Annotated in this window: 9 protein-coding genes; all 9 read right to left on the bottom strand. The window is 66.2% G+C overall.

Features of this window, described 5'->3' with window-relative positions:
* Positions 1-56: 56 nt before the first annotated feature.
* Positions 57-1,007 (bottom strand): DNA-binding protein WhiA, encoded by a 951-nt coding sequence (gene whiA, locus NFR41_RS07480; protein WP_251231342.1) that lies wholly within the window; start codon positions 1,005-1,007, stop codon positions 57-59.
* Complete coding sequence (locus NFR41_RS07475; RefSeq protein ID WP_160212364.1) at positions 986-2,113, bottom strand: gluconeogenesis factor YvcK family protein; 1,128 nt, start codon at positions 2,111-2,113, stop codon at positions 986-988. The genes whiA and NFR41_RS07475 overlap by 22 nt, the downstream gene beginning before the upstream one ends.
* On the bottom strand, positions 2,110-3,087 hold the full coding sequence (rapZ, locus tag NFR41_RS07470; RefSeq protein ID WP_160212363.1) for an RNase adapter RapZ: 978 nt from the start codon (positions 3,085-3,087) through the stop codon (positions 2,110-2,112). Before rapZ ends, NFR41_RS07475 begins: the two co-directional genes overlap by 4 nt.
* Positions 3,088-3,144: 57 nt before the next feature.
* Complete coding sequence (gene uvrC, locus NFR41_RS07465; protein WP_251231341.1) at positions 3,145-5,355, bottom strand: excinuclease ABC subunit UvrC; 2,211 nt, start codon at positions 5,353-5,355, stop codon at positions 3,145-3,147.
* A gap of 33 nt (positions 5,356-5,388) precedes the next feature.
* Positions 5,389-6,597: a hypothetical protein gene (locus tag NFR41_RS07460; RefSeq protein ID WP_251231340.1), complete on the bottom strand. Its 1,209-nt coding sequence runs from the start codon at positions 6,595-6,597 to the stop codon at positions 5,389-5,391.
* Positions 6,598-6,945: 348 nt separating this feature from the next.
* Positions 6,946-7,938, bottom strand: coding sequence for a ketol-acid reductoisomerase (gene ilvC, locus NFR41_RS07455; protein WP_251231339.1), 993 nt, complete (start codon positions 7,936-7,938; stop codon positions 6,946-6,948).
* Between the two features lie 66 nt (positions 7,939-8,004).
* Positions 8,005-8,490 carry an acetolactate synthase small subunit gene (ilvN, locus tag NFR41_RS07450; RefSeq protein WP_160212361.1) on the bottom strand — a complete coding sequence of 162 codons (486 nt, stop codon included), beginning with the start codon at positions 8,488-8,490 and terminating at the stop codon, positions 8,005-8,007.
* Positions 8,487-10,493, bottom strand: coding sequence for a biosynthetic-type acetolactate synthase large subunit (gene ilvB / locus NFR41_RS07445; protein ID WP_251231338.1), 2,007 nt, complete (start codon positions 10,491-10,493; stop codon positions 8,487-8,489). The genes ilvN and ilvB overlap by 4 nt, the downstream gene beginning before the upstream one ends.
* On the bottom strand, positions 10,490-12,184 hold the full coding sequence (gene ilvD, locus NFR41_RS07440; protein ID WP_251231337.1) for a dihydroxy-acid dehydratase: 1,695 nt from the start codon (positions 12,182-12,184) through the stop codon (positions 10,490-10,492). The genes ilvB and ilvD overlap by 4 nt, the downstream gene beginning before the upstream one ends.
* Positions 12,185-12,477: the final 293 nt, after the last annotated feature.

Raw genomic sequence — 12,477 nt, 5'->3', positions numbered from 1 at the left:
CACACGCGACGAAGGCGGCATGTCCCCTTGACACGCGCCGCCGTTGACGGGCGGAACTACTGGCAGGCGGTCTGGCGCGCCTGGGCCTCGCGGGCCATGGACTCGATGCGTCGCACGCGATGGTAGACCGCGCTCTTCGACAGGGGCGGGTTTGCCCGCGATCCGAGCTCCTTCAAGCTTACGTCGGGATAGGCGAGCCGCAGGCGCATGTAGTCCCGCAGGGCGGGGGGAATCTCCTCGGGTCCGTAGGAGGAGAGCACCGTGCGGATGGCCGCTATCTGGTCCATGGAGGCGTTCACCGCCTTCGCCTGGTTGGCAAGCTCGGCGTTGGTTTGGCGGTTCACGTCGTTGCGCAGGCTTTTCACCACCCGCGCCTCCTCCATGCGCAGCGCGCTTTGGTGGGCGCCGGCGAATGCCAGGAACTCCAGGATGGCAGCACCGCTTTTCAGATACACCATGTGCGAGCTTCGCCGCTGCTTCACCCGGGCTTTGATGCCCTTGCGCTGCAGGATGCGGGCGATGTCGCCGGCCAGCTCGGCGCTTTCCACCGAAATCTCGAAGTGGAAGTCGCCACGGGGGTTCGACACGAAGCCACTGCCCAGGAAGGCGCCGCGCACGTAGGCGGCGGCGCAGCATTCCTTGGCCACCAGCTCGTCGGCCACCCCCATGCACAGCCCCCCTTCGGCCGCGAGCACGCCCATATCGCGCAGCGCCTCGGCCAGACCCGGCTGGGTCGGCACGCCTATCAGGTAGTTCGGAGTCTTGTGGAGCACAGAGCGGCGCATGGTCAGACTGGTCTTGAGCGCGTAGATCTCGTGCAGCGACTTGATGGCCAACCTGGCCACAGCCGGCGAGTCCGTGGCCAGCTCCATACGGTAGCGTCCTTTGCCGCTCACGTAGAGCGTGCCCTCGATGCGCACCAGGGCGGCCAGCGTGGCCTTCTCGCAGTGCGAGCACGTGGGGGCGACGCGGGCCAGCTCCTCCTTTACCTCTGCCGTGAACGACATAGGCGGATCACCCCCGCGAACGCGTTTCGCAGGGCGGTCGGCGAGTGCCAGGTGGGATGCATGGGGTCCACCAGGTTGCGCACGATCACCAGCGGGCCTCCCGCCTCCTGGACCAGCCGGATGTCCTGGTAGGTGATGCGCACGGGACGCACGCGCCCGGAAAGCTCAAGGTCTCCCATCTGCCCTATAGACGAGCGGTCGTCGTCGCCGGTCACTGCGTTGAACAGGCCAGACGCCATGTCCTCCGGGCGCAGGGGCTCGGGAGAGTGCACCAGCACGTAATCCAGGGCGCCCTCCATGCCGTGGGCCAGCAGCGCCTCGATATGCTCCTTGGCCGTAAGGCCCCAGGTCTCCCCCTGCATGTCCGCCAGCGAGCACACGAACAGCGTGGCTGCCTTCGACTCGCGGATGGCCTCGGTCACACCGGGCACCAGCAGGTTCGGGATGATGGAGGTGAACAGCGACCCCGGGCCCAGCACCACCAGGTCGGCCTCGCGGATGGCCTGCAGGGCCGGCTCGTAGGGGCGGATGGGGCCGTCGGCGCGCAGGCTCACGCGCTCCAGGGCGGTGCGGGAATGGCAGGCCACCGCCTGGCCCTCGATGACGCGCCCGTCGCGGGTGACCGCCTCCAGGTACACGCGCTCAAGCGTGGAGGGGTACACGTGCCCCCGCGCCTGCAGCAGCCGCTCGCATATCTGAATGGCTTGGGGAAACGAACCGCAGGCGTCTTCCAGGGCCGAGATCATGAGGTTGCCCAGGGTATGGTTGCGGGCGAAGGCGAACCGGTACTTGAAGGCGCGCGTCAGCGGGTCGTCGGGGTCGGCGGCCATGGCGGCGATGCACTTGCGGATGTCCCCCGGCGGCGTCACGTCGGCCTCCTCGCGCAGGATGCCCGTGGATCCGCCGTCGTCGGCCATGGCCACCACGGCGCTGGTCTGCGCCCCCATGGAAAGAAGCGTGCGGATGGACACCGGCGCCCCGGTGCCGCCGCCTATGACCACCGCCCGCACCGACTCGCCCGCATCAAGCACCGGGTCGGCGTGCAGCAGCGGCTGGAACTCCGCCGTGAGCGACGGGTCGTGGGTGAAGGCCTCCGCGCCGCTCATGACCTCGCCCCTTCTTCGTCGGCGCCAACGCCCCGGCCGGCCGCCCCGCGGGAGGCGGTACGGTCGGCCCCTTCGGCGTACTTCAGGTCGCGGTGGGCGGTGGAGACCCGGTAGCCCTTCGACTTCAGGTAGTCGCCCGTGGCCTCGGCAATGGCCACGCTTCGGTGCTGCCCCCCGGTGCAGCCCACACCTATGGCCAGCTGCTGCTTGCCCTCGGCCACGTAGCCGGGCATGACGCAGTCCAGCAGCGCCCGCCAGCAGCGCATGAACTCCGAGGTCTCGGTGCGCCCCATGACGAACTCGCGCACCGGCGCGTCCAGGCCGGTCAGGGGCTTCAGCTCGGCGTCGTAGTAGGGGTTCGGCAGGAAGCGCACGTCTATCACCAAATCGGCGTCCTCGGGCGCGCCGTGCTTGAATCCGAAGGAGAACACCGTCACCGAAAGCCCCGTCTGCTCGGTGCCCGGGGCGAACAGCTCCCGGATGTGGCGGTGCAGCTGCTGGGGCAGCATATCGGTGGTGTCGATGACGAAGCTGGCGTTCTCGCGCAGCCCGAAGAGCATGTCGCGCTCCCTGTCGATGCCCTGGGCGATGGTGGTGCCGTCGGTACAGAGCGGATGACGGCGGCGCGAGGACTTGTAGCGCGACACCAGCTTGCGGTCCTCTGCGTCCAGAAACAGGATACGGAAGCTTATTCCCTGCTCGGACAGGGTCTTCAGCTCGTCTTGCAGCTGGGGGAAGAAATCCCGGTTGCGCGCGTCGCACACCACGGCTATGCGCCGGTGGGCGTCCGGCTGGCCGGGGATGCCCGTCATCCGCACCAGGTTGCCGATGAGCGACGAGGGCAGGTTGTCCACGCAGAAGTAGCCCAGATCCTCGAAGGCGTGCATGGCCTCGGTGCGGCCGGCCCCGCTCATGCCGCTGACGATGACCAGCTCGGGCATATCCGGCAGGTCGGCAACTTGAGTCGTGCCCATACAGCCTCCTCGGTCTTAGGTTTCGCTACAGGCGCGCCCGCTTGGCGCCGCCCACGGTCATACTACTTCGCCCGCATCCGTTTCGCCACAGGGATTCCCCTCGTCCACGGCACCCCCATCGGAGTCGTCCCCTGCGGTCGGGGACGGCTGCGTCTCGAAATGGCGCAGCAGCGCGTACAGCTCCTCGGCCACCTCGGCGGGCACGGCCTTGGAGTCCACGATGTCCTGAAGCGACGCTGCCCGCAGGTTGCGAAACGACCCGAAATGCTTCATGAGCGCCTTCTTGCGCACGGGACCTAGCCCGGTCACCTCGTCGAGCACCGAGGCGGTCATGCCCTTGCCGCGCAGCTGGCGATGAAAGGCGATGGCGAAGCGATGGGCCTCGTCGCGCACCTGCTTCACCAGGTACAGCGAGGCCGACCCGCCCGGCAGCACCACCGGACCGCTCTCCTGCCACGGCACGAACAGCTCCTCGTCGCGCTTGGCCAGGCCGCACACGGCTATGTCGTCGATGCCCATCTGCTCGAACATGGCCAGAACTGCATTGAGCTGCGGCTTTCCACCGTCCAAGATGATGAGGTCGGGTTTGCTGCCGAAGCGCTCGTCGGCCATGCGCTCGGGCGAGTAGCGCCGGCTCATCACCTCCTGCATGGACAGAAAGTCGTTGGCCTCGTCCAGCTTCGCGCGAATCTTGAACCGCCGGTACTGGTTCTTGTCGGGCTTGCCGGCGGTGAACACCACCATGGAAGCCACCGTGTAGGCGCCGTGGATGGTGGATATGTCGAAGCATTCGATGCGCATGGGCGGCCTGTCCAGGGCAAGGGCGCTCTCCAGCTGCAGCAGCGCATCGTTGACGCGCTTGTCGTCGTAGTTCGTGCGCACCTTGTAGCGCATGAGCGAGTGCTTGGCGTTGTTCTCGGCCATGGCCAGAAGCTGAGCCTTCTCGCCCTTGGCGGGCGCCGAGAAGCGCACCTTGGCCCCGTGCGCGCTGGCCAGCTTCTCCGTAAGCCACGCCTCCATGGCCTCCACGTCCTCGGGCAGCTGCCGCACCACCACCTCGTGGGGGATGGACGTGGTGGCGTCGTAGTAGCGCAGCAGAAACGCCCGCAGCAGGTCCTGGTCGGGCACGTCGGTGCCGCGGTTCAGGACGAACTCGTTGGAGTTGATGATGCGCCCTTCGCGGATCATGAGCACGTGCACGCCGGCCACAGTCTCCTCGCGGAAGAATCCCACCACGTCGGCGCTCAGGTTGCGAGCGGACACCGCGTGCTGCTTGTCGGCCAGGGCGTTCACCGTGTCTATGCGGGCCTTCACCCGGGCGGCGCGCTCGAAGTCAAGCTCCTCGGCGGCGGCGGTCATCTCGGCGGCCAGCTCGTCGAGGAACTCCCGGTGCTGGCCCGACAGGAACCGCTCGATGCGCCGGACGTTTTCCCGGTAGGCCTCGGGGGTGATCCTCCCGCAGCAAGCCCCCGGCCCCAGGCCCACGTGGGCGTCGAAGCAGGGCTTGCACTCCCCCGCCATCAGCGCCAGCGGGTCCTTCTCAAGCCGGCGCTTGAGCTGCCTCCAATCGGCGCAGGAAGCGGCGCACAAAGGCACCACGCGTCGGGCGATGTCCACCATGCGCCGGGCGGCCCGGGAATCGGTGAAGGGGCCGAAGTAGCGGGTGTCGCTGCGGTGCCTCTCGCGGGTGTACTTGATGGCAGGAAACACGTCCCCTCGGGTCACCGCGATGAACGGATAGGACTTGTCGTCCTTGAAGTCGGCGTTGAAGAAGGGGGCGTGCTGATTGATGAGGTTCTTCTCCAGCACCAGCGACTCGTGCTCGTTTTCCACCACCAGGTAGTCGAAGGAGTCGATCTGGTCCACCAGCAGAGGTATCTTGGCACGCTCGTCCTGGAAGTTCACGTACTGGCGCATGCGGGCCCGCAGCTGCTTGGCCTTGCCCACGTAGATGACCTGGCCGGAGGCATCCTTCCACAGGTACACTCCGGGGAGGGCCGGAACACTTTCCAGCTCGTGCTTGATGCGGGCGATCTTCTGGACCTGGGATTCGCCGCGCACGCCCTCGCCCGCCGTCGGCAACTGCGAGCCCTCTTCGTCGGCCGCCTGCCCCCTCTCGGCGAACTCCCGCTCGGCCCGGCGAAGCTCCGGATAGGTCCGCCCCACATGGGTCAACCGCGCCGTGCCGCCACCATCGCCATCGCGAAAGGCCCGCCCCTCATCCGAGGCGGGCCCGCCGTCGCACTCCCTGTTCAGCTCATCGTTCATGGTGCGGGAGTATACCACAGGGCTATGCAGCCCCTATTCGACAGACACCTCCCCGCCGCCCCACTCCACCACCGTAAAGCCGCTGCGGGCAGGCGCCGAAAGCTCCTGAGGCTCCACGACCGCTGGCTCGTCCAGACGCATCCACGTCATGAACACGCGGATGAGCGTGTCGGGCTGAGGATCAACCGTCAGCCGGGCCGTCCGGTCGTAGGCCCCGCCCTGGAACGCGATCAGGTTGTACGGGTTGCCCTGCATCTGCGGAAGCCAATAGGTAATAAAGTCGTCCGCCTCCTTGTCGGTAAGACCCAGCTGGCGAAGGGCGTCCTCGAGGAATTCCGCCGTATCCGCCCCGGCAATGCAGAATCCGCGGTCGAAATCGGGCTCCCAATCGCCTACCCCCTCCCAGAACAGGTAGCCGTACTCGCGGCCGACACGAAGGTCGCTCAGGGTCCCATCAGGATCAGCCTGCACCTTCCAGCTTCCTTCCGACGCGGAGCGCTCCTCGTTGAAGGCTGGATACGCCATACCGACGGTCCCCTCCAACTCTAAAGCCACCTCAACCACGCAAGGCTCTTTTGGATATAGGTAAATCACAGGCTTGGCACACGGCACCTCATTGCGCGGAGAAGGAACGGTGAAGCGCTTTTCCTCGGAGCACTCGTGCGGCGAGGGGACAATGTCGCATCGGTAGGACAAATCCGTTCCATCAACCGTGGCCAGCTCGGCCTCACCAACCGATACGCATTCGGAGAACTCATAAGGCGCAAGAGCTATGCAGACGGAGCCCTTACCCGTATCCACAGGATACAGCCAGTCCATAACGTCGGCGTCCACCCGCTCGTACATATCGCCCGAAACCATCCAAACGCCCTCGGAGTCATAGACGAAAGCAATATCCCCGTACTTCCGGAAGAAGTCGTTTACCTGCTTTGCACCCAACTCGCCGATTCCGATATACGTCGCAGAATCGTCGACTCCCGTTGTTTCGTACAAAACAAAAGCCGCAATCTCACCGCCCACGAACAACGGCGCCCTCATAAGATGAAACGGCTCGAGTGTTCCTTCTGAATTTACCTTGTAGCTTGGAATAGGACTCGATACGGCAGCTTCAGCCAAGTCAAAGGACAGAATCGAGGTTCCGTCTTCGCCAACAAGATGCTTGCTGTAATTCCCGTCCATCTGACCTTCACCCACGTCGCGAGCAAGATCATTCAGAAATGCGCTCAGGGTAGTCCGATTCATAGAGGGATCGTCCTTGGTCGGACGCGGAGAGCCGCCGCCGGCACACTCAACCACGCCTTCCGGCAAAGAAGGATCGACCGAAACATCCGAACCGCCCCCAGATGAGCACGAGCAGGCAAGCGCAAGCAGAAAAGAACATACAGCAATAGCCGAAACACGGAGACCCCTCATGGTTCCCCCTATCCGAGAAGACGTCGAACCGATTCTGGAAACACCCCTCAGGCAACCGAACGAACGGATCGTCTGAGACCATCGTAGCACGATTGCAGGTGGGCAGCAAAAACCGTAACAACGAAAAAAGCGGCCGCCTTTCGGCGACCGCTTCGGGAGACGCGCTTCGATCCGGGTCTACTTTACCCAGCTGAACATGGAGCGAATGCGCTCGCCGGTCTTCTCGATCTCGTGGTCGTTGATGGCCTCGCGCTGCTCGAGCAGCCAGGAGTGGCCGTTCTCGCAGTCGGCGACGAACTCGCGGGCGAAGTCGCCGTTCTGGATGCGGCGCAGGATCTCCTTCATGGCCTCGCGGGACTCGGCGTTGATGACCTTGGGGCCGGCGTAGTACTCGCCGTACTCGGCGGTGTTGGAGATGGAGTAGTTCATGAAGTGGATGCCGCTCTCGTACATGAGGTCCACAATCATCTTCATCTCGTGGTAGCACTCGAAGTAGGCAAGCTCCGGCGGGTAGCCGGCGTCGACCAGCGTCTCGAAGCCGGCCTTCACCAGCTCCACCAAACCGCCGCAGAGCACGGCCTGCTCGCCGAACAGGTCCTCTTCGGTCTCCTGGGCGAAGGTGGCCTTGATGATGCCGCTGCGGGCACCGCCCACGCCCCAGCAGTAGGACAGCGCGATGTCCCAGGCGTCGCCGGTGGCATCCTGGGCCACGCAGGCCAGGTCGGGCACGCCGGAGCCCTCGGTGTACTGACGGCGCACGATGTGGCCCGGGCCCTTGGGGGCGCACATGATCACGTTCACGTCCTCGGGCGGGGTGATGTAGCCGTAGTGGATGTTGAAGCCGTGGGCGAAGGCCAGGGTGTCGCCGGCATGCAGGTGCGGGGCGATGGACTTCTCGTAGACGGAAGCCTGCAGCTCGTCGGGCACCAGGATCATGATGAGGTCCGCTTCCTCGGCGGCGTCCTCCACGCTCATGACCTTCAGGCCGGCCTCGCGGGCAGCCTCGGCGGAGGAGGAACCCTCGCGCAGGCCCACGCGCACATCGCAGCCGGAGTCAAGAAGGTTCAGCGCATGGGCGTGGCCCTGGCTGCCGTAGCCGATGACGGCGATCTTCTTGCCCTTGATGATCTCGGGGTTGCAGTCCTGCTCGTAGTAGATGGTTACAGCCATTGTGGGTGTGTCCTTTCTCTCGGCTGCGATTCCTGATCTATGGCTTCAGGCCCTGAGACGCTGGCCTTAGGCTTCCTTGCTGTTGCGCGACATGGCGATCTTGCCGGTGCGCACGATCTCCTTGATGCCGTAGGCGCGGAAGAGGTCCTCCATGCCCTTGAGCTTGCTCTCGTCGCCGGTGGCCTCGATGGTAAGCGAGCTTCTGCCCACGTCCACGATCTTGGCGCGGAACACCGTGGCGATCTCGATGATCTCGCTGCGGCGGTCGGCCGGGGCGTTCACCTTGAACAGCACCAGCTCGCGCTCGATGGCGCCCTCGTCGGTGAGGTCGGAGATCTTGTGCACGCTGATGAGCTTGTGCAGCTGCTTGGTGATCTGCTCGTAGGCCACCTCGTCGGCCTTCACGATGGCGGTCACCCGCGACATGGTGGCGTCCTCGGTAGGGCCCACGGACAGCGACTCAATGTTGAAGCCGCGCCGCGAGATGAGGCCGGTCACGCGGGAGAGCACACCAGGCTTGTTCTCCACCAGGACGGAAAGAATGTGCTTCATCGGGCCTCCCCTTCCCCGTCGGTCGACGTATCCTGCGAAGCGGCCATGCCGGCGTCGTGGGCCTCCTGGGCGCTCATGCGCTTGCCCACGTCCTGCGGGTCGCTTTCCCAGCGGCCCCCGAACTGGGCGTCTATCTTGGCACAGGGCGATTGGGCCGACGCCGGCACCGAGCTGCCCGGCATGGCGGTGCGCACGGCCCCCACGGCCACGTCGATGGCTCCCATGACGTCGTCGAGGGCTGCACCCGGGGCCACCATCGGGTAGACGTTTTGCTCGCGGGAGATGGCCACGTCCAACAGGAAGGGGCCATCGCAGGCCAGCATGCGGTCCAGGGCGCCGCCCACCGTCTCGGGGTTCTCCACCCGCTCGGCCTGCCAGCCGTAGGCGTCGGCCAGCTTCACGAAGTCGGGGTTGGCGTCCAAAAGCGTGGACGAGTAGCGCTCGCGGTAGAACAGCTTCTGCCATTGGTGCACCATGCCCAGGCAGCGGTTGTCCAGGATGAGCACCTTCACCGGCACACCGTTGATGGCGGCGGTGGCCATCTCCTGGCTGTTCATCTGGAACGACCCGTCGCCGGCAATGCACACCACCTGAGCGTCGGGACGCCCGATGGCGGCACCTATGGCAGCCGGGAAGCCGAATCCCATGGTGCCCAGGCCGCCACTGGAGAGGAAGGTGCGCGGGCGGGTGCGGTCGACGAACTGGGCGGCCCACATCTGATGCTGTCCCACCTCGGTCACCACCACGGAACGATCGGAGTCGAGCTTTGCCGACAGCTGCTGCAGCACCTGCTCGGGCACGATCTGGCCCGCTTCCTCGGTCTCGCCCAGGCGCGCGTGGTAGAACGGGAAGCGCTCCCGCCAGCTGCCCACCAGCTCCAGCCACTCCTGAGTGCCCGGCTGCGCGCCGGCCTTCTCCAGCGCTGCGTTGAGGCCCGAGAGCACGCCCTTGAGGTCGCCCACGATGGGTACCTGCACCTCGCGGATCTTGCCGATCTCGGCCGGATCGATGTCTATGTGGATAACCCGGGCGTTCGGGGCGAACTCGGAGAGCTTGCCGGTCACGCGGTCGGAGAAGCGAGCGCCGGCGGCGATGATGAGGTCGCATTCCGTGAGCGCCAGGTTCGAGTACTTAGCGCCGTGCATGCCCACCGGTCCCAGGTACAGCGGATGCCCCGCCGGAAAGCCGCCCTTGCCCATGAGCGTGGTGACCACGGGGATGCCCATGCGCTCGGCAAGCTCCACCAGCTCTTCGCTGGCGTCCGAGCTGATGACGCCGCCGCCGGCGTAGATGACAGGACGCTTGGCGCGGCGAATCTCGTCCACGGCCGCGCGGATCTGCTTGGCGTTGCCCTTGTAGGTGGGCTTGTAGGAGGGCAGGTTCACCTGGTCGGGGTACTCGAACACCATCTCGGCCGAGGCAAGGTCGCTCGGCACGTCGATGAGCACAGGACCCGGGCGCCCGGTGCTGGCGATATGGAACGCCTCGCGGAAGGTGCTGGTCAGCTCATCGGTGGACTGCAGAAGGTAGCTGTGCTTGACCACCGGCATAGTGATGCCCACGATGTCGGACTCCTGGAACGAGTCGGTGCCGATGACGCCGCGGGGCACCTGGCCGGTGATGACCACCAACGGCACGCTGTCCATGTAGGCGGTGGCGATGCCGGTGACGGTGTTGGTGGCGCCCGGACCGCTGGTCACGATGGCGACGCCCACCTTGCCCGTGGCGCGGGCGTAGCCGTCGGCCTCGTGCACCGCCCCCTGCTCGTGGCGGGCCAGCACGTGGCGCAGCTGGTCGGAGTCGTACAGCGCGTCGTAGATCTTGATGGCCTGGCCGCCGGGGTAGCCGAACACCACCTCAACGCCTTCGGCCTCAAGGGAGGCCACCACGGCCTGGGCGCCGATCATGGTCTTGCCCTGCTTGGGCGTCTTGCTGCCCAGCCCTCGCGGGGCGCCCGCCGACAGCGCCCTGGACTGGGAGGTTTGCGCTTGCTCTTTCGTCATGCTACGTAGGCCCCCTTGTCTGCCGAGCTCACCAGTTTCGCATACTTGGCCAGCACCCCGTGGTCGTGCTTGGGCGCAGGGGCGACGAAGGCCTCGCGGCGGCGCGTCAGCTCGTCGTCGTCCACATGCAGCGTGAGCGCCCCGCCGTCGATGTCCACGGTAACGCTGTCCCCCTCGCGGATGAGCGCGATAGGGCCGCCCGCCGCCGCTTCGGGGCTCACATGCCCCACGGCCGGGCCCTTGGTGGCGCCCGAGAAGCGCCCGTCGGTGATCAGCGCCACGCTGGAGGAGAGCCCCATGCCGCAGATGGCGCTCGTGGGCGTGAGCATCTCGCGCATGCCGGGGCCTCCCTTGGGGCCCTCGTAGCGGATGACCACCACGTCGCCGGCAACCACCTTGCCGCCGTTGATAGCCTCGCAGGCCTCCTCCTCGCTGTCGAACACGCGGGCGGGGCCGGTATGCGTATACATGGACGGGTCGACCGCCGACTTCTTCACGATGGCGCCGTCGGGGGCGATGTTGCCGTGGAGCACCCGCAGGGCGCCCTGGGGGCTGAAGGGGTTGTCGTGGGTGCGGCACACCTCGCCGTCGGCGGCCTTCGTGCACCTTTCCAGGTATTCGGGAAGCGGACCCTCGCAGGTCAGCGCGCTCTCGTCCAGAAGGCCCAGCTGCGCCAGCTCGTGCATGACCACCGGCACGCCCCCCACCTGGTACAGGTCGATGAGCGGGCGGGGGCCGGAGGGCTGCAGCTTCACCAGGTGCGGCGTGCGGGCGCTCGCGGCGTCCCAGTCGTCCATGGTGATGGGGCAGCCGGCCGCCTGGGCGATGGCGGTCAGATGCAGCACGGTGTTCGTGGAACCGCCGAAGGCCATGTCGCATTCCATGGCGTTGTGGACGGCCGCGGCGTTCAGGATATCCTTGATGCGGATGCCCTTTTCCAGAAGCTCCATCACCTTCATGCCCGCGTGCTTTGCCAAACGGATGCGCTCGGAGTACACGGCGGGGATGGTGCCGTTGCCGGGAAGGGCGATGCCCAAGGCCTCGCACAGGCAGTTCATGGAGTTGGCGGTGAACATACCCGAGCAGCTTCCGCAGGTGGGGCATGCGGTGTCCTCGTAGTACTTCAGCTCCTCGGCGTCCATAGCGCCCGCCGCAACCTTGCCCGCCCCGTCGAAGAGCGTGTTCAGATCGGTGGTGGGGCCGCAGCCGCCGGGCTGCACGCCGGGAAGCATGGGGCCGCCAGACACGAAGACCGTGGGAATGTTCACGCGCAAAGCGCCCAGCACCATGCCGGGCACGATCTTGTCGCAGTTGGGAATGCACACCATAGCGTCGAAGGCGTGGCCCTGCACCGCGCACTCCACGCTGTCGGCGATGGCCTCGCGGGACACCAGCGAGTAGTGCATGCCGTCGTGGTTCATGGCGATGCCGTCGCATACGCCCACGGTGGAGATTTCGAAGGGGACGCCGCCGGCCAGGTAAATGCCGGCCTTCACCGCCTCGGAGATCTTGTCCAGGTTGGTATGCCCCGGGATGATGTCGTTGCGGGAGCTGATCACCGCGACGAAGGGACGGCCCATCTCCTCGTCGGTGATGCCGTCGGCCTTGAGCAGGCTGCGATGGGGCGCCCGGGCCACTCCCTTGGTCACCTGGTCGCTGCGAAGCGGCCCCCAGCTATGAGATTCCGCCATGGACCCAACCCCCTTTCCGCGAAACCGCCGCCCGGTTTCGCCCATAAAAAAATCCCGATGCGCGCAAGCTGCACCGAGACCTCGGGGGGCGGGCCGCCTAAGGGCCCTCGACCTTTAACGGAGTCGCCGGTTCAGCCTACGAGCACCGCCCGCCTGCGAGGATTGCCCGCATGCGCACGATGCGCTCGTACCGAACTGCTCGGAGGTGGCGTTCGGACCGCCCGATCGCCGGCTTCCACCAAGTACCGGCTCTCTGGGAAATCGGGTTGGGCCCTACTCTCCTCGTCAACGCA

Source organism: Adlercreutzia aquisgranensis, from assembly GCF_943193145.1.
GTDB lineage: Bacteria > Actinomycetota > Coriobacteriia > Coriobacteriales > Eggerthellaceae > Xiamenia > Xiamenia aquisgranensis.
This window is presented reverse-complemented; position numbering and strand designations above follow the sequence as displayed.

Coding starts and splice junctions, on each gene's coding strand:
- ilvC (WP_251231339.1), bottom strand. CDS start 7,938: ATGGCTGTAACCATCTACTACGAGCAGGACTGCAACCCCGAGATCATC.
- ilvD (WP_251231337.1), bottom strand. CDS start 12,184: ATGGCGGAATCTCATAGCTGGGGGCCGCTTCGCAGCGACCAGGTGACC.
- ilvB (WP_251231338.1), bottom strand. CDS start 10,493: ATGACGAAAGAGCAAGCGCAAACCTCCCAGTCCAGGGCGCTGTCGGCG.
- NFR41_RS07460 (WP_251231340.1), bottom strand. CDS start 6,597: ATGAATCGGACTACCCTGAGCGCATTTCTGAATGATCTTGCTCGCGAC.
- ilvN (WP_160212361.1), bottom strand. CDS start 8,490: ATGAAGCACATTCTTTCCGTCCTGGTGGAGAACAAGCCTGGTGTGCTC.
- rapZ (WP_160212363.1), bottom strand. CDS start 3,087: ATGGGCACGACTCAAGTTGCCGACCTGCCGGATATGCCCGAGCTGGTC.
- uvrC (WP_251231341.1), bottom strand. CDS start 5,355: ATGAACGATGAGCTGAACAGGGAGTGCGACGGCGGGCCCGCCTCGGAT.
- NFR41_RS07475 (WP_160212364.1), bottom strand. CDS start 2,113: ATGAGCGGCGCGGAGGCCTTCACCCACGACCCGTCGCTCACGGCGGAG.
- whiA (WP_251231342.1), bottom strand. CDS start 1,007: ATGTCGTTCACGGCAGAGGTAAAGGAGGAGCTGGCCCGCGTCGCCCCC.